Source organism: Providencia sp. PROV223 (assembly GCF_028479245.1).
GTDB classification, from domain to species: Bacteria; Pseudomonadota; Gammaproteobacteria; order Enterobacterales; family Enterobacteriaceae; genus Providencia; species Providencia rettgeri.
This window is the reverse complement of record NZ_JAMPNG010000005.1, coordinates 90670-107467: the sequence shown is the minus strand read 5'-3', so window position 1 is coordinate 107467 and position 16798 is coordinate 90670. Positions and strand designations below refer to the sequence as shown.

Below are 16798 nucleotides of genomic sequence, written 5' to 3'. Positions count from 1 at the left end.
CCATATAGGGGGCACAAAAACTAATGGGCATACATAAATAATTCAAGGTGCTCAAATAAGATATTAAAACCAATACCTATTAGTACCAATCCACCGATAATTTCTGCTTTTTTTCCGAGTAATGGGCCTACATAACGGCCAATCATCATACCGATAGTGGCCATGATCATTGTCATTAAGCCAATAGTCATTGCAGTATGAACGATATCTACTTGTAAGAATGCTAAGCCTAAGCCGATGGCCATCGCATCAAGGCTGGTGGCTATTGCAGAAAAAATCAGGCTTGTTGAGCTATGACTAGAAGGTTTAGAACAGCATTCTTCATCTTTTGTTTTAATGCTCTGCCAGATCATCCTAGCACCTAAAACAAATAATAAACCAAATGCAATCCAATGATCCCAGCGGATAACATATTGGCTGGCTAAAATACCGATGCCCCAACCAATAATGGGGGTAATGGCTTCAATAAAACCAAAGATAAAACCAGTACGGAGAATTTCTCTAAAGCGGGGTTTATGAAGCACTGCACCTTTACAAATAGCAACAGCGAAGGCGTCCATTGACAGGGCAAGGGCTAAGATAAGGGTAGCATAGAAACTCATAACAGAACCTCGGTTGGGTGATTCCATATACACATAAATTACCCCCAACCAAAAGGCTTATTTATGTGTCTATGGTCTTGCCAACCGAATTTTGGTGTCCGCACCACGTTTGAAACCAAACGAGTATGTTGATACGGACTTTCTGGTATTATATATGAAACCAGAACAGGCTACTCCCCAATGACGTGGAAAGAAAGATACCATAATTTATATTAAAGGCAACACTTAATTAATTGTGGATATTAAACGGTAGTGAGAATTATTATCAACAAGGTTATTGGTAAAAACAAGGTTAATTAAATTAATAATTAACCTTGTTTTTAGTGACAATATAAAATTTATTTACTTATGATTAATAAGGAATTCATAAATTCGTTGTAAATCATCAAGATGTGAAACTTGGATGTTAATTTTCTTTTTTTCTAAACCTATTATTAATACACCGTCTTCGGATAAGTTCATTGTTTTTATTCTGTCATATAATATAAAGGCATTGGCAAAATAAAAACCAGTTTGTTTAAAGAATAGCTTTGGTGTTCTTATAAATGCCAAATAAATTGACATGAAAATAGTAATCAATAATAAGTAAGTGGTTAATAAATTACCATGGCGTACAATATTTGTATAAATAACGATACAAATTAGAACAATAAAAATAATAGCATCTGCTCGATGTTTTCTTTTTAGATTAATTTTTAATAAGGTTTTACCCTTTAACAAATGCTGAATGAATTCATCATAAATCGCATAAACAAGCATGATCAAAATGATTATAGCAAGAATGGCATCATTGAAGGTCATTTGTGAGCCCTTGGATAAGTAAACATAATGCAGAGCTTAAAATTAAAAAAGGGAGGCTGCAACCTCCCAATTCAAATAATGATGGAAAATTATGGCGCCAAGAAGTTCAGCCAAGCACCAAGGATACCCAAGCCAAAGAAGCCGATAATAATCCACAACGCGTTGACTTTACGACGCAACAGCCACATGCAGGCGAAGGTTAGCAATAGCGGGACTAAGCCCGGCATGAGTTGATCAAGGATCATTTGGACCGTGGTAATATCTTCAGTGCCCGTTGTTGGGTTTTTGATCCGTGAAACTTCAAGTGGGATATTGACATGTGTCCATTTGTTTACTAATGCCCCCATGACAAACAAACCGAGAATGGATGCTCCTTCGGTGAGCTTTTGTAGGAAACCGCCACCAATATCTTGAACAATATCAATCCCTTTTTTGTAGCCATATGAAACACCATAGTAAAGGGTTAATAAACGTACAAGGTTAAACAAAACAAAGAACAGTAGAGGGCCAAGTAAGCTACCTGTCATTGCGATACCGGCACCGAGAGCCGCAAATACAGGGCGAACAGTTCCCCAGAAAATTGGGTCACCAACACCGGCTAATGGCCCCATTAGACCGACTTTGATACCATTTATTGCACCGTCATCAATGTCTGCACCATTGGCACGTTGCTCTTCCATTGCCATTGTGACACCCAGAACAGGCGCTGCAACATATGGATGGGTATTGAAGAACTCAAGATGGCGTTTAATTGCTTGTTTCCTATCATCATTATTTTCTGGATAAAGACGACGAATAACCGGAACCATTGAATAGCAGAAGCCTAGGGCTTGCATACGTTCAAAGTTCCAAGAACCTTGCAATAGGTTAGACCGTAAGAATACGCCGCGAATATCGCTTTGTGTAAGCTTTTTAGCTGTCGGTTTTGTGATATCTACCATTATACGTTCCTCCTAGTCTAGCTCATTATCAAGGTTGTTATTGCTACTATTTCCTTGGGTAACAACAGTTTGTGATTTATTGTATTTTGGACTGAGTTGGATATATAAAATAGCCATCACAGTACCGATTACCCCAAGTGCAACTAGGTTGAAGTCAGTAAATGCCGCGGTAACAAAACCTAAGTAGAAGAATGGCATTAAGTAGCCTGCGCGCATCATATTGATGACCATCGCATAACCGACAACGACAATCATACCACCCGCAATATTAAGACCATCAGTAACAACTTGTGGGATAGAATCCAACATTTGTTGTACTTCTGATGTACCAACCGAAATGGCAACAATCAACGCGGGTATTGCGATACGCATCGCTTGCAGTAGTAATGCAGATATATGAATAAAGCCAATAGCCGTTAAATTGCCATTGAGGGCGGCTTTATCGGCAGCATGTTGGAATGCAACTGTCACAGTACGAACGATAATGGTTAATACTTGACCGGCTGCTGCAAGTGGGATGGCAATGGCAATACCTGCACCAATACTTTGACCACCGGCAATGACGAGGATAGTTGAAATAATCGAGGCTAAAGCGGCATCAGGTGCAACAGCAGCACCGATATTCATCCACCCAAGTGCGATCATTTCTAATGTACCACCGATGATGATACCCGTTTTCATATCTCCCAGAACGATACCTATAAGTGTACAAGCAATGAGAGGACGGTGAAATTGGAATTCATCAAGGATTGATCCCATCCCCGCGATACACGCGACGATAAAGACCATTACTATTTGAACAACGGTAAGTTCCATTGTTTAATCTCCTGTAACCAAAAGTTTTAAAATCTGTTTTGAGTAATGGATTAAAATCAATATAAAAATTGCGATAGAAATTATTTTTTGAGCTTATTAATCAAGTCCATCATGTAAACTTTGCTATCTGATGAAACTTTCCTGACTTCAAGTTCAATATTTTTGTCGTTCAAATAGTTAAATGCATCAATGTCTTCTTGGTTGATAGAAACGGCATTTGTAACCATGGTTTTCCCATCATGGTATGCCATGCCACCAATATTCACGGATTTCACGTCAACGCCTTCTTCGACGATACGTTTAACATCAGTTGGGTTAGTGAAAAGCAACATAACACGCTCACCGGCATATTTCGGGTTGTTATAAACGCGAATACATTTAGCCACATCGACAACATGCGCGGTGACACCTGGTGGTGCGACTTGTTTCAGCAATGTTGAGCGAACTTGGTCTTTAGCCACGTCATCACTGACCACAATAATGCGTTTAACTTGAGTTTCTTTCGTCCAGCGTGTTGCGACTTGTCCATGAATTAATCTGTCATCCACACGGGCAAGTGCGATCACCATATGTTCGCCAGGGCCAGCTTTCACTGGTGTTGGGGCAGGGGTACTGGCTGCTACAGGAGCGGGTTCTACTTCTACTTCAGCTTCTTTGAATTTAAATGAACGAACCCCCCCGCGTCCTGTTTCAAGTGCGACAGTGATTAGCTCATTCATAGATGGATCATCATCACGGCACATGAAGGTTTCAACTAACATTGGAACATTCACGCCTGTGATAATGTCATAATTACTATTTTCATTAACAATGCGACTAGCGGCGTTAAATGGACTGCCTCCCCATGTATCAACAAGGAATAAGACACCCTTTGATGTATCTAAATCAGTTAGCTTTTGGGTGTACTTATCAAATAGGGTGTCTGCGTTTTCCCCAGGGATAAAATCAATAAACGACACATTTTCTTGTTCGCCTATTAACATCTCGGTTGTTCGAAGAAGCTGCTCTGCAGCGACTCCGTGTGTACCAATCATAATAGCTATACTCACTATTTTTCCCTCATAGATAGATAAAACAAAATATCATCTGTTGATAAAATGGACACTTAAGTTAGACTCCTTTTTATCAGTTTCCCCTGTAAGATAATTTTAGCTGAATAATTACAAACGTCTCATAATATTCATGAGCTAACTCATGGTGTTGTTAGTATCAATTACATTATTAGCATATCATCTCGTGTTATCCTAAAAACTTGTTTCGCGTCAGAAAAATAAGAATACATCTAAAAAATGATATTAAATTGCAGTTAGTTGCTGTTTATTTTTATTTGAAAAAATCAATAAACTAAGAATTTATCATTTATTGGTATATAGTTTTGTTATCGGTAACAAAAATAGCCAAAAAAATAGTGTAATATTGATTTTTAGAGTGAAAAATAACCAAATTTCAATGGGGAACGGTTGTCTCTCCGTCATGTCAAAACAGTCTTTAGCACAAAATAGTATGAATTTTGTTTTGATGTGGTTTGTTGAGTATAAGAAAATTGAGTTAATTCAATGAAAAAACTGTGGGTAATTGATTAGTTGAATTGGACTATATGGGAAGAGAAGCATAGCAAAAATAGAAAAAACTTTTTAATGCATGCTAAAAAAGCACCCTCAAAATCCTGTTTAAAGTGATAACAGAATAGAAAAGGGTGCTTAAGGATTAAAAATTAGTCACATTGTACTTTGATGGCTAACCCGCCTCGGGATGTCTCACGATATTTTGCATTCATGTCTTTCCCTGTTTCGTACATAGTTTCAATGACTTTATCAAGTGAAACTCGTGGTTCGCTTGTTCTACGTAGAGCCATACGTGTGGCATTCACTGCTTTAACAGAGGCGATTGCATTTCGTTCAATGCAAGGAACTTGAACTTGGCCAGCGACAGGGTCACAAGTTAAACCTAAATTGTGCTCCATGCCGATTTCAGCAGCAATACACACTTGCTCAGGGCTACCACCGAATAATTCGGCCAGGCCAGCCGCGGCCATCGAACATGCCACACCGACTTCACCTTGGCAGCCAACTTCAGCACCTGAAATGGACGCATTCATTTTGTATAAAATACCAATAGCGCCTGAAGCTAAGAAATAGCGCATATATAACTCAGGCGTTACAGGTTCTATACAATGGTTATAGTAAGCTAATACGGCAGGGACGATACCACATGCACCGTTAGTCGGGGCTGTGACAACGCGACCACCTGCAGCATTTTCCTCATTCACGGCTAAGGCATACATATTGATCAGGTCAACCACATTCATTGGGTCATTAGATAGCTTACTTGTTGAGGTCACCATTCGGTTAAGTGCCGGTGCACGACGAGGTACTCGTAATGGGCCCGGTAAAACACCTTCGGTGTTTAAACCACGCTCGATACAGGCTTGCATGGTATGCCATACATCAGCAAAATAGGCTTCAATTTCTTCTTTGGTATGAAGGTCTAACTCGTTTTTCATCATTAAGCTAGAAATAGAAAGACCGGATTTTTTGCAATTTAATAGTAGCTCTTCCGCGGAATTAAATGGATAAGAGACGGGTTTGCTATCAAGCGTTGATTCGCCAAAATGCTCTGCATCGACAATGAAACCACCACCAATGGAATAATAGGTTTTGGTGTAAATTTCATCATTATCGGCAAAAGCATGAATGGTCATGCCATTTTCATGTAATGGCAGGTTATCTTGACGAAAATTCATGCCACCCTCATTAGGGAAATCAACGACTTGAAGGCCATTTGCTAATGATAACTTTTCTGTTTCTTCTACATTCTTGATAAAAGTTGGGATGGATTCAATGTCGACAGTGGCAGGCAAATTACCTGCTAGCCCCATAATAATGGCGATATCAGTATGGTGCCCTTTTCCAGTAAGCGATAATGACCCATAAACATCCACTGAAATACGTGTGACGTTAGGTAATAAATTTTTGCTTACTAAATCATCGACAAATTCTTTCCCAGCTTTCATTGGACCAACGGTATGAGAGCTTGAAGGGCCTATGCCCACTTTAAACATGTCGAAAACGCTTATCACGCAGGACTCCTTAAAAAAAAGATGAAAATGTAGTGCTTTATTTTAAAAGGCGCTACTTTACTGTTATTTAGTAGTGTTAACCAGTAAGTTTAAAGTATTTTTTGAAATAAGGTAGTTGCTGAAGGGTAATTGATTGTAAATAGCACAAAATGTCTGTGATGTGGCTAAAAAAACAACATGTGGTAGAGGTAAATTTTGTCATATATGACGCGATATCTTGTCATCTTAAATAGATTTTACTGCAATAGTGGCATTGTATGGTGAAAAGTTGTGTTAGCCGTTAATCTAACTGCAAGGCAAGTTGGTGAATAATCGAAGCGGTTAATCCCCAAACCAAATGGCCTTTATACCAATAAAAAAAGATGCGGTTATGCTGTCCTGAACGCTTAATATCGACATATTTATGATGTTGCAATGAAAGCGCATCAAACAATGGAACTTCAAAGATGTCAGCGACTTCACTGGGGTTAGCCTGATATTGAATATTATTTGGTACAAGCCCAACAATTGGCGTAACTTCATAACCACCATAACTTTGTAAAGGGCTTAACTGACCCAGTACGGTGACTTTTTCCGGTGGGATGGCGACTTCTTCATAAGCTTCACGTAAAGCGGTATTCACAAGCGTTCCATCCTCTGGGTCACTAGCCCCGCCAGGAAAGGCGACTTGGCCTGCATGGGAGCGTAAAAAAGGAGACCTTTGGGTGAGAAGTAATGTTGGGTTTGGTTTATTGATAATGGGTAAAAGAACAGCCGCCGATTTACCCGCCTTAGCTTCAAATTGGCGGGTAGCCGGTAAAGTAAACTGAAAACGATTGATAAAGTTATTCAGTTCAGTCATCGTTATTGAGTACTCCTAATAAAGGTAAGATCAGGCTTAATTTATCAAAGGTTTCTTGATACTCTTTGTCTGCTTGGCTATCGGCAACAATACCACCGCCAGCCCAACAATAAATCTGTTTTTTATATGTCAGTAAAGTACGAATAGTAATATTGGTATCCATATTGCCATTGAAACTAATATAGCCTATTGCTCCACAATAGCCATGTCGGCGATGGGGTTCTAATTCTTCAATTATCTCCATTGCACGGACTTTCGGTGCGCCGGTTATTGACCCACCAGGAAAACACGCTCGTAATAAATCAGTTGCACGGTATTGGCTATCTAACTTTGCCGTGACGGTACTAACCAGATGATGTACTGCCGGGAAAGCTTCAACAGCAAATAATTCAGGAACACTGACCGTACCCGGTTTGGCAACGCGGCCAATATCATTACGCAGCAAGTCGACAATCATTAAGTTCTCTGCGCGATCTTTTACTGAATTAGACAATTTTGCTACTTGAGCAAGGTCATCTTGTTCATTGTCTAAGCGCGGAAGCGTTCCTTTGATTGGGCGGGTTTGAATATCTCCATCTTGCAAAAAGATAAAGCGTTCAGGTGAAATACTGATAACCGCATTTTCGGGAAGACGTATAAAAGAAGAGAAGGGAGCACCATTGCGATCAAGTAGTGCTAAAAATGCATTCCATTCATCCCCTTTATACTTGGCTTTAAATCTTTGCGCTAAATTGATTTGATAGCAATCACCATTACGTAAATATTCATGGATGCGCGCAATATTATGATGATATGCCTCTTCTGACATATTGGATTGCCATGCAGAGGTTAATTGAAATTTATTTTTACGTGGCCTTTTTTGGTTGTTTAGCCAAGCTAACCGGGCATCAGCATCATCATAACTAATTAATGTAGTGGTTTTATCATGATGATCAACAATGAGAGCCCATAAGTAGATGCCAACTGCCATGTCTGGAAATTGTAGTTCTGCGGTCGAAATTTCAGGTAATTTTTCAATGCGGCGCCCTAAATCGTAACTCCAAAGGCCGAGAGCCCCCCCGTTGAAGGGACACTCGGTCTCTTCCTGGCGTTTTGGTTGGTATTTATCCAGCAATCCTTGAAGGAGTTTAAAAGGGTCTGACTCAGAAACGAGAGAGGCGTGATTTTGTTCTGTAATAGTTGTTTTAAGCTGATAAGTCGTCAGTGTGGCAATCGGGTCAGCAACGATAATATCAAAGCGATTATGTGAGTGTTTTGCATTACCTGAATGTAATAACATCGCCCATGGCAGGTGTGCCAATGGGGTAAAATAATCAATGGCTGCATTTGGGCTATAAGGTAGTTGGATTTTTTTGATAACCATAATGATGAGTTTAAATTTCCGCAAGTGAATCAATACAGGTTAACATATATTCTTATCTTAATAGTCGAAGAAATGTTAAAATCTTAATCATTGATTTTAGTCTTTTATTCATGAGGTTTAAACCATGTTTTCTGGTATGCCAGCACTTAATCACGAAGAACAGCAAGAAGCTGTTGAAAAAATTCATCAATTGATGGCGGAAGGTATGAGTAGTGGTGAGGCGATTGCAATAGTCGCTCATGAAATTAGAGAAAAGCACCAAGGTAAAGAACAGATCCACGTTCGTTTCGATGATGAAAATTAATAATCTATAAACATACTATTAACATTCATGCATAAATCTGATAGATTAATATTAGTTAAGTCATTCTATTTATCAATGAAGACTAGATAATAACCAGAAGATAACTGGTATCTGGTAGGCTGAAATAAGCCGCTAAACTAATCAAAAATCTTTACCTAGTAATAGGTATCGGAGGATGGTATGGAAGCGAATCGAAAAATTGCTGTAATTTTAGGTGCTTGTACTCTGGTTTTTAGTTCTTTTGCGTTAAGCGCAAATAATGAAGAAGGTAAAGCTGCGCCTTTCGTCAGTTGTGGTACGCTAACTGAGCCACAAATTGCAGCACAGGTGAAAAGTGACTTTATGCATAATCGTTTGCCTCGTTGGACAGATGAAAAAGCGGCTTTAGGCAAAAAAGCGGTTGCTTGGGTCAATGATAGTGAAGTCACTAAAACTGAAACAGGTTACACCGTGCCGTTGGTTGTTCGAGGTGCAAAATCCGATTTGCATTATTCAGTTGCGGTAGACTGCCAAAATAATACCGTGACATATAATACAACTAAATAAATTTTTATTGAATATCAAGGGATAACCATCAAGGTTATCCCTTTTTTGTGTCATTTTTTCTGTGTATCCGTGAGCCTAGCGATTACGTGGTTCATAAGGCATACGAGCAAAATTTTGTGACAGCTGACGGTAGTATACTAATCGCTCTCTGAAGTATTCCCTTAAGTGTTCAGGTTGTTCTCGCTCAACAGCTTCAGCAATGATGGCAATGTTATAGCGTTCTTTAAATGCAACACCAGAAGCCAAAAGGTCGACATTGACCTTATCCATTTCATCTTTAGGCAATAAAGCAAGGTTGTGACTCATATTTGATCTCTACGGTTAAATTCATACCTTATTATTGTAACTGGATAATGAGAAAAAATCTCATTACATTAATTGTAATAATAAAAATAAGAGTTAAATTTATCTATTTATATATTTAGCTATTAATAGAAAAACAGGGAAAGATAATGAGATTGATTATTATTGTTTTTAACAAAAGTTATTAATTATCAGTAAATTGGATTTTTTTGTTTTAAGATTGTTTTAGGGTTTTAATTATTGTAATACTGTGCATAATATACGCATGAATGATTAACCGATAAGGCTTAAATATGTTAACTACAGATATGGTCAAAAAATTAAACGAGCAATTAAATCTTGAGTTTTATTCTGCAAATCTCTATTTGCAAATGAGTGCTTGGTGTAGTGATAAAGGCTATGAAGGCGCTGCAGCGTTCTTAAAAGCACACTCACAAGAAGAAATGGAACATATGCAGCGTTTATTTGATTATCTTAGTGACACTGGGGCGTTGCCACTGTTAGGGCAAATTGCTGCGCCGCCCGTTGATTTCAAATCAATTAGTGATGTATTCACCCAAACTTATGAACATGAGCAATTAATTACTCGTGAAATTAATAAATTGGCTCATTTAGCAATGACAACACAAGATTATTCTACATTTAATTTCTTACAATGGTATGTTGCAGAGCAACATGAAGAAGAGAAATTATTTAAATCAGTACTGGATAAACTGGATATGGTGGGTGAGTCTGGTAAAGCACTATTCTTGTTAGATAAAGATTTGAAAAACCTGTCTGCGGCAACGCATGTCTAATCTACACACCAGTAAGTAGATAGAAATCTAGTTTTTCTCTCTACTTGATGCATAAAGACCTCTCTAGGCTTATGGGCATGAATTCTGTAATTCAATGTTCATAAGTCTTTTTCTTTTCATTTTGTGTGAAAACTCACAGGATAGGCCGATAAAACCCATTTTTAAGCGGTAAAATGGTTTGTTTTCCGTATAATGATTGGCAATTATTCTAAATTCACCTGCAAATTAAGAGGTTACTATGCCAATTAACCCTATTAAATCTTCATGGCGCAAACTTAGCGCTGTCGCCGTTCTATTTTTAGGCATGTCTTTCCAACAAGCATTTGCCCATGCACATTTAAAAGACCAGCTTCCTGCTGAAGGTACGGCAGTGGAGCAAGCGCCAGAGTCAATCTCATTAAGCTTTTCTGAAGGTATCGAAGTTAATTTCACTAAGGTCAGTATTATCGGGCCTGAAAATAAAATAGTAAAAACCGGTAAAGCAACGTTAGACCCGAGTAACGACACTAAAGTGGTCGTTCCTGTGGAAGACAAGCTCATTGCTGGGAAATATGATGTTAATTGGAGCGTCGTTTCTGTCGACGGACACAAAACAAAAGGAACGTATAGCTTTACAGTGAAATAATATGTCACTAGAAGCTTTTTATACCCTTATTCGCTTTATTCATTTTATCGCTGCAATATTGATGTGTGGAATGTCAATATTTGCAGTGGTACTTAGTCGCGGCTCATTTAATTATTTATTAAGCCGCTATTTGAATAAAGGCATTTTCTTTTGTGCCATTGTTACTGTCTTAACAGCCTTCAGCTGGATGATTGCGCAAGCGGGTCTGATGGGTGATGGTTGGGAAGATAGTATTGATTGGCAGATATGGCAAGGGGTTTTAGGGACGTCATTCGGCCAAGTATGGCGTTGGGAACTTTTGTCATCTGTATTATTGCTATTGGTCTTATTTATAAAATCAATTCAATTACGATTGAAACTAATATTAGTTTTTTCAGTGATCCTGCTTGGTTTGCATGCCTTTATTGGGCACGCGGCCATGCATGATGGCCTACTCGGAACATTCCATCGTATTAATCAATTTATTCATCTCATTAGCTCTGCATATTGGTTTGGCGGTTTGTGGCCATTTTTAATTTGCATCCAATTTTTGCGCAATAAAAAAGAAATGGCAGAAGGGATGGACAAACAAATTGTGAATACCATGATGCGTTTTTCGCGCTTCGGCCATATCGCTGTTGTACTGGTGGTCATTACAGGGATCATTAGTGCAATAACACTTTTACCTGGCTGGCCATTAAATTATTCAGGGTCAGAATACCAATCACTACTTTGGTTTAAGATCATTTTAGTGGGAGGAATGCTTTTATTAGCGATTATCAATCGTTATTACATCGTACCTATTATTAAGCAAAAAGGGCGAGTCAATTACCTAATCATTAACAGTTGGGTTGAGTTACTGTTAGGTACGATGGCGATTCTTTCTGTGGCAATTTTTGCAAGCTACCAACCAATCTAGCTAAACTTTTATATTTAATTGATAATATGTAAAGATATCTTCAATGTTTAATAAGGTCACTACCATGAAATTTAAACTCATTATTTGCTCACTGTTATTGGGTGGAACCGTGAGCACTGCTTTTTCTGCACCGTTAACATCCGTGAGTAAAAAACAATTTGGTGATGATTGGCCATTTACTCGAGAGGAAGTCATGTTAGAGTGCCGTCATAATGGGGCTTTGGTCGTCATTAACCCTGCCACGCTAATGCAATACCCATTAAACGACATAGCGACTGAATTGATGATCAAAAAAGAAATTAAAGCACAGCCTATTGATGTGCTGCTTAAGCCTACCGATAGCACCAAAACAGTTGAGGAAAGAATATTACCTATAAAAGAAGCTGCTGCAAAATTGTGTGCGAGCAATTAAATTTATCGTTCAGTTAAAATGTTCAATCTAGAAGGGATGTGGAAAACAATAAATTATTGTTATTATTCAATGCATTGATTAATTGAAAGGTTTGAGTGATTGTATGTATAGGTATAACCTATTAAACAAATAGTTCAATTTTAGAAAATTAAGAAATAAATTGTGTTAATAATATGTAAAATATTTGATAATAAACATGGTAAGAACGTGCATTGAAAGCTAGTATTAGAGTGTACTTTGTAACGTCTCAATGGCAATTTTAGCGCACGGCTCTGCCAGAGCCATTTCCCAAGGCCCGGTAATCGGAATCTACCAGGCCTCTTTTTTTGCCTATTATTTTGTCAGTTCTCATTTCATATCAGCTTATCGGTTCCTACCTATTTATATGCTTAGTAAATAACCTAAGAGTACTAACAAAACTATTAAGCAAGTTTCATCACCCAATGGTGATTTTCTTTGTCATAACGATCACGGTAGAGTAGAACCGGTTTTTCATCTAAAGTGGCAGGAATACTTGTATGCTCGTCCCAGCCATCAAGTTGCATGCAAAAGTCTGTATCAGAATCACATGGAATACTTACTGTATCACTTTTATGGGAAGCCATAACCGCATCATTAATTTCATAGGAAGATATTTTCAATTTTACAATACACATAACAGCACCTCATTCATCGATTTTAACCATATATAATCAGCTCAACGAATTTAAGCATAGTATAAATGGAATTAATTTCCAAAATAATTTTTAGGGTGCTTGTAAGGAAAGGGTGCTATATATGGTTAATATGCACCCTAATAGTGATTATTTTTTCGGGATAGATGTTCCCCAGTCCACGTAATCTTTAGGGGGCTCTAATTTTAGGATGAAATGCTGTTCAGGCCTAGCTTGTGGGGCTAGAGGCACTGACGGCGGTGTAGCAAGGGAAATACCGCCACGTACAAATTGCTTGAAAGTCCCGCTTTTGGCAACGCCACCGGTTAAACCAAATGAAAAGTTAAAACCGGAAGACTGCCAAAACTCGGTATTATTGCGAATAAGATATTGGTATTCCTTGCCAATACGTGTCGCAACATATACGCGATCGGAAAGCTCTCCCAAATAGAGACCTGTAACAACACCGACTTCTAGGCCCCTAAACAAAATAGGTGTACCAATTTGGATTGCGCCTACATCAATAGCATCAAGGTAAATAGTTAAGCCGTCTAGATAACGCGAGTCTGTAATATTGGCAGTTTGTAATTCAAATTGATAACGGCTTTTACTGTTACGTCCCGGTTCAGCACTGATATAAGGCTGCAATATGCTATCTAAATTATTTAAACCCGCAGGGGATAATTCAGGTGTTACCACAGCGAAGCGACTTCCTAACCGAGTAAAGGTACTGACATATTCGGGGTATAGAATTGCTTTTGCTTGTACTTCACGTTTGTCAGATGACAATTTTAATGATTCAATTTGACCAATATTAATACCTAAATAACGGATTGGCATGCCTTCGGAAAGCTTTGATGCATCAAACGTGGTTAGCGTAATAATGCTTCCTATTGCCTTCGCAGAGGTTTCATTTGGGTAAAGCGTGTGTTGTCGAGCAGTATTGGCGACGCCACCATCTAGGTTATCAAAGCTAATTGCACCGCTAATCGCTCGGCTCAGAGGCGCAGCTTGAACGGTTAAACCATTGCTATTAAGCTGAACTTTTGCGCCGCCTTCAGCCCAAAATACACTATTTTCTGTGAGTAAATGAAGATATTCATTTGAAATATTTACATTGATAGCAAACCCAGCTTTAGTTGGTTTAATGTCAATGATTTTGCCGACTGCAAATTGGCGATAAAGAACAATAGAACCGGCCTGAATGTCTGGTAGTGTCGTGGTATTTAGGGTGATAGTTGTAGGCGGTAAAACGCCTAAAATACCCGCTTTTGCATTATCATCACTACGATATAAAGGAAAGGTTTCGGGAAGTTTATCTTGGCTTTGACCAGCTATCAGGTGAATCCCGCCATCTAACCATTCTTGGGGGGTAGCGCCTTGGAATTGTAATCCATTAAGGCCTAATTGGATATCCACTCGGCTATTTGCAACAAATTTACTGTCTTCACGGACAAGGTGCTGGAACTCATCATAGATTAAGATACTAAAATTCACTTTTTCAGTTGCCAGGTGACGCTGTAACACCTCACCAACTTGAATGCCTTTATAAACAATGGGCTGGCCTTTATCGACACCATAAGTGTCATGTGCCCAAAGTGTTAGCATGAGTGGGTCTTTACCGTCTTGTTCTGCAGTTTTGGCTATTTTTTTACTATCTTGCAGAACAAATTGTTGTCCTTCTTCTGCTTGAGGACTGCTTTGTGGTGAGTCAAAAGCAATGGCGCCATTTATCACAGCAGAAAGGCTTTCCATTTTTACACTGGCTCCAGATTTAAGGTCGAAGCTACCTTGTAACCCAGATACATTCCAAAACTGACTCTCTTTACGTACTAAGTGAGCATACGGTTTTTTGATAACAGCAGAAATGGAAACACCTTGGTTATCTGGCAAAATGGTATAGTCTGAAATATAACCAACAGGTACTTTCCGGTAATAAATCGGAGAGTTTTCGTTTAATGAACCTAAATCTGGCGCAGTAAGGTGAATAAGTAATTCACCTTTATCTATGTTTAGCTGCGGTGGCGTATCCTGTGCAACAAAAGAGAATTGCTCTGTTCCCGTGCTTGGTAACATACCAATGTAGTTCCCACCAACTAACGCATCAAGGCCAGAAACGCCTGCTAATGATGCCTTGGGGGTCACTAACCAAAATTTAGTTCCTGAATTCAAGGCTGGACGCATGTCTTTATTCACACTAGCAGTAACAATAATGGTTTTCATATTTTTACTGATAGCAACAGATTGCACCAAACCAACTTCAACACCTTGGTAGCGGATAGGTGTTCGGTTAGCAACTACTCCGGGTGCAGATGTGAACTCAATAGTAATATCCGTTCCTCGTTCAACCCAATGCTGAAACAAAAGCCAACCGGCAATGAAAATAGCGACTAAAGGCAAAAACCAGAAAGGCGAAATATGTTTGCGTTTACGTAATAGAGCTTCTGATATTTCTTCAGAGGGTTCACTTTGCGGGTTTTGATTTTCCATAAGAATCCCAAATTAAACGGCTATCTAACCACTCAACAGCCAAAATTGTTAAAATAACGGCTGTACCAAAATACAGTGCGGCAGGCCCCATAGTAAAAGACATCAATTGATCGCGATTAACGAGTGTCATCATCAAAGCAATGACAAATAAATCTAGCATGGACCAACGACCAATCCATGAAACAAACCTAAGTAATTTCATACGTAAAATAGGGTCAGTATTGCTTTTGAAGTGGATGGAAAACAGTAGCAATATCATAATAATAATCTTAATAAAGGGAACCAATATACTGGCGATGAATACAATAATTGCAATTGGCCAATTACCTGAATCAATTAAAGAAACGACTCCAGAATAAATAGTGTCCTCTAAACGTTGCCCATTGAGATAAAAAATAGAGATTGGCATTAAATTAGCAGGAAATAATAGCACCATGGCAGCAATTAGTGCGGCCCATGTTTTTTGTAAACTATGCGGTTCACGATAGTGAAGAGGGCGATGACAGCGTTGGCATTTTTCATTGCTAGTTGTAGGGCCGCAATAATGACATGCTGTACAGACCAGTAAGTTATCTTGTACTTTTTTATTATTAATGGGATAAAATTTGTTCCATAGCTCATCTAAGTTTATGTGGATGAGGATTAATATACTGAGAATAGACATGGTAATAAAAGCGATTAAACCATGTCCAATGAAAACACTCGCATAATCTTGCATTTTAATCGCAGCAATGCCTAGCGCGATAAGGTAAACATCTAACATAACCCATTCTTTAATGTGACTTAATACTAAAAGAATAGGCCGGAGATTCAAATTGATATACTGACCAATAGATAATAATAAAATCAAAATGGGTAATATTAATGGGGCTGCAATAGCACAAAAAGCCACTATACTGGCCGTAAATGGGTCCCCTTGTTGATTAATTAAGCGAATACCTTCAATGACATTTGCATTGATTTGGCTTCCTAATAAGTGAATAGAAATGAGTGGTTGCCAAAATGCAATAGGGGCAAGCATCAATAAAGTGATAGCCAGTATTGATAAACGGTTGAGTGACCAAGAACGCCCATCATTAAGTTGACTAAAACAGCGAGGGCAAACAACAACTTGCCGTATGTTGAATCGAGGAGTTAGTAACTTCTGATCGCAATGATTACAACGTTGAAAAAGCAAATCAGTGTGATTAATGTGGTTCATATTGACTCATTTTAGTTGGTTACCTCGATGTAATCTAGTGTAAAAAAATTTACCTCAAAGTGACAAATTGGTAACCTTAGGGCTACGCTTACAAATATTTGATTAATTACTTGATTATTACAAGAA

Annotated in this window: 18 protein-coding genes and 1 riboswitch; of the genes, 6 read left to right on the top strand and 12 right to left on the bottom strand. The window is 38.5% G+C overall.

Annotated elements, in window-relative coordinates; genetic code table 11:
* Positions 1–20: 20 nt before the first annotated feature.
* From mntP to pabB, 8 genes are all read right to left on the bottom strand, one after another.
* Positions 21–602, bottom strand: a complete 582-nt coding sequence (mntP, locus tag PR767_RS08135) for a manganese efflux pump MntP (RefSeq protein WP_004911288.1) — start codon at positions 600–602, stop codon at positions 21–23.
* Between the two features lie 46 nt (positions 603–648).
* Positions 649–793: riboswitch (yybP-ykoY riboswitch) on the bottom strand.
* Positions 794–944: 151 nt separating this feature from the next.
* Complete coding sequence (locus PR767_RS08130) at positions 945–1403, bottom strand: DUF986 family protein (RefSeq protein WP_004911283.1); 459 nt, start codon at positions 1401–1403, stop codon at positions 945–947.
* A gap of 89 nt (positions 1404–1492) precedes the next feature.
* Positions 1493–2344, bottom strand: a complete 852-nt coding sequence (locus PR767_RS08125) for a PTS mannose transporter subunit IID (RefSeq protein ID WP_102138691.1) — start codon at positions 2342–2344, stop codon at positions 1493–1495.
* A gap of 12 nt (positions 2345–2356) precedes the next feature.
* On the bottom strand, positions 2357–3160 hold the full coding sequence (locus PR767_RS08120; protein ID WP_004253851.1) for a PTS mannose/fructose/sorbose transporter subunit IIC: 804 nt from the start codon (positions 3158–3160) through the stop codon (positions 2357–2359).
* Positions 3161–3240: 80 nt separating this feature from the next.
* Positions 3241–4209 (bottom strand): PTS mannose transporter subunit IIAB, encoded by a 969-nt coding sequence (manX, locus tag PR767_RS08115; protein ID WP_272520113.1) that lies wholly within the window; start codon positions 4207–4209, stop codon positions 3241–3243.
* 665 nt (positions 4210–4874) lie between these two features.
* Positions 4875–6239, bottom strand: coding sequence for an L-serine ammonia-lyase (locus PR767_RS08110; protein WP_004911271.1), 1365 nt, complete (start codon positions 6237–6239; stop codon positions 4875–4877).
* 280 nt (positions 6240–6519) lie between these two features.
* Positions 6520–7080, bottom strand: coding sequence for a CoA pyrophosphatase (locus PR767_RS08105; protein ID WP_109912500.1), 561 nt, complete (start codon positions 7078–7080; stop codon positions 6520–6522).
* The gene (pabB, locus tag PR767_RS08100; RefSeq protein ID WP_272520112.1) at positions 7073–8443 is read right to left on the bottom strand and encodes an aminodeoxychorismate synthase component 1; all 1371 of its coding nucleotides are present in this window, start codon (positions 8441–8443) and stop codon (positions 7073–7075) included. Before pabB ends, PR767_RS08105 begins: the two co-directional genes overlap by 8 nt.
* Positions 8444–8567: 124 nt before the next feature.
* Between pabB and PR767_RS08095 the strand changes: the two genes are divergently transcribed.
* Together PR767_RS08095 and yebF are read left to right on the top strand one after the other, a co-directional pair.
* A complete protein-coding gene (locus PR767_RS08095) occupies positions 8568–8747 on the top strand; it encodes a YoaH family protein (RefSeq protein WP_004911263.1) in 180 nt (59 codons plus the stop codon).
* Positions 8748–8927: 180 nt separating this feature from the next.
* On the top strand, positions 8928–9293 hold the full coding sequence (gene yebF, locus PR767_RS08090; protein WP_110731970.1) for a protein YebF: 366 nt from the start codon (positions 8928–8930) through the stop codon (positions 9291–9293).
* A 75-nt stretch (positions 9294–9368) separates the two neighbouring features.
* Here yebF and PR767_RS08085 read toward each other — a convergent pair whose 3' ends face one another.
* The gene (locus tag PR767_RS08085) at positions 9369–9599 is read right to left on the bottom strand and encodes a DNA polymerase III subunit theta (protein ID WP_004253885.1); all 231 of its coding nucleotides are present in this window, start codon (positions 9597–9599) and stop codon (positions 9369–9371) included.
* A gap of 290 nt (positions 9600–9889) precedes the next feature.
* Between PR767_RS08085 and ftnA the strand changes: the two genes are divergently transcribed.
* From ftnA to PR767_RS08065, 4 genes are all read left to right on the top strand, one after another.
* Positions 9890–10393: a non-heme ferritin gene (gene ftnA, locus PR767_RS08080; RefSeq protein WP_004911254.1), complete on the top strand. Its 504-nt coding sequence runs from the start codon at positions 9890–9892 to the stop codon at positions 10391–10393.
* 238 nt (positions 10394–10631) lie between these two features.
* A complete protein-coding gene (gene copC, locus PR767_RS08075; RefSeq protein WP_109912503.1) occupies positions 10632–11018 on the top strand; it encodes a copper homeostasis periplasmic binding protein CopC in 387 nt (128 codons plus the stop codon).
* Position 11019: 1 nt separating this feature from the next.
* The gene (gene copD / locus PR767_RS08070) at positions 11020–11916 is read left to right on the top strand and encodes a copper homeostasis membrane protein CopD (RefSeq protein ID WP_109912504.1); all 897 of its coding nucleotides are present in this window, start codon (positions 11020–11022) and stop codon (positions 11914–11916) included.
* Positions 11917–11980: 64 nt separating this feature from the next.
* On the top strand, positions 11981–12328 hold the full coding sequence (locus tag PR767_RS08065; protein ID WP_042851603.1) for a YebY family protein: 348 nt from the start codon (positions 11981–11983) through the stop codon (positions 12326–12328).
* 422 nt (positions 12329–12750) lie between these two features.
* Here PR767_RS08065 and PR767_RS08060 read toward each other — a convergent pair whose 3' ends face one another.
* The 3 genes from PR767_RS08060 to yebS form a co-directional block, all read right to left on the bottom strand.
* Positions 12751–12984: a DUF1480 family protein gene (locus PR767_RS08060; protein ID WP_004253902.1), complete on the bottom strand. Its 234-nt coding sequence runs from the start codon at positions 12982–12984 to the stop codon at positions 12751–12753.
* Between the two features lie 147 nt (positions 12985–13131).
* On the bottom strand, positions 13132–15471 hold the full coding sequence (locus PR767_RS08055) for a PqiB family protein (RefSeq protein WP_196718355.1): 2340 nt from the start codon (positions 15469–15471) through the stop codon (positions 13132–13134).
* A complete protein-coding gene (yebS, locus tag PR767_RS08050) occupies positions 15446–16672 on the bottom strand; it encodes a membrane integrity lipid transport subunit YebS (protein WP_110731968.1) in 1227 nt (408 codons plus the stop codon). The genes PR767_RS08055 and yebS overlap by 26 nt, the downstream gene beginning before the upstream one ends.
* Positions 16673–16798 lie beyond the last annotated feature (126 nt).

Excerpts from the sequence above, each read along its gene's own strand:
- mntP (WP_004911288.1), bottom strand. The coding sequence starts at position 602 with ATGAGTTTCTATGCTACCCTTATCTTAGCCCTTGCCCTGTCAATGGAC.
- PR767_RS08130 (WP_004911283.1), bottom strand. The coding sequence starts at position 1,403 with ATGACCTTCAATGATGCCATTCTTGCTATAATCATTTTGATCATGCTT.
- PR767_RS08125 (WP_102138691.1), bottom strand. The coding sequence starts at position 2,344 with ATGGTAGATATCACAAAACCGACAGCTAAAAAGCTTACACAAAGCGAT.
- PR767_RS08120 (WP_004253851.1), bottom strand. The coding sequence starts at position 3,160 with ATGGAACTTACCGTTGTTCAAATAGTAATGGTCTTTATCGTCGCGTGT.
- PR767_RS08105 (WP_109912500.1), bottom strand. The coding sequence starts at position 7,080 with ATGACTGAACTGAATAACTTTATCAATCGTTTTCAGTTTACTTTACCG.
- pabB (WP_272520112.1), bottom strand. The coding sequence starts at position 8,443 with ATGGTTATCAAAAAAATCCAACTACCTTATAGCCCAAATGCAGCCATT.
- PR767_RS08095 (WP_004911263.1), top strand. The coding sequence starts at position 8,568 with ATGTTTTCTGGTATGCCAGCACTTAATCACGAAGAACAGCAAGAAGCT.
- yebF (WP_110731970.1), top strand. The coding sequence starts at position 8,928 with ATGGAAGCGAATCGAAAAATTGCTGTAATTTTAGGTGCTTGTACTCTG.
- PR767_RS08085 (WP_004253885.1), bottom strand. The coding sequence starts at position 9,599 with ATGAGTCACAACCTTGCTTTATTGCCTAAAGATGAAATGGATAAGGTC.
- ftnA (WP_004911254.1), top strand. The coding sequence starts at position 9,890 with ATGTTAACTACAGATATGGTCAAAAAATTAAACGAGCAATTAAATCTT.
- copC (WP_109912503.1), top strand. The coding sequence starts at position 10,632 with ATGCCAATTAACCCTATTAAATCTTCATGGCGCAAACTTAGCGCTGTC.
- copD (WP_109912504.1), top strand. The coding sequence starts at position 11,020 with ATGTCACTAGAAGCTTTTTATACCCTTATTCGCTTTATTCATTTTATC.
- PR767_RS08065 (WP_042851603.1), top strand. The coding sequence starts at position 11,981 with ATGAAATTTAAACTCATTATTTGCTCACTGTTATTGGGTGGAACCGTG.
- PR767_RS08060 (WP_004253902.1), bottom strand. The coding sequence starts at position 12,984 with ATGTGTATTGTAAAATTGAAAATATCTTCCTATGAAATTAATGATGCG.
- PR767_RS08055 (WP_196718355.1), bottom strand. The coding sequence starts at position 15,471 with ATGGAAAATCAAAACCCGCAAAGTGAACCCTCTGAAGAAATATCAGAA.
- yebS (WP_110731968.1), bottom strand. The coding sequence starts at position 16,672 with ATGAACCACATTAATCACACTGATTTGCTTTTTCAACGTTGTAATCAT.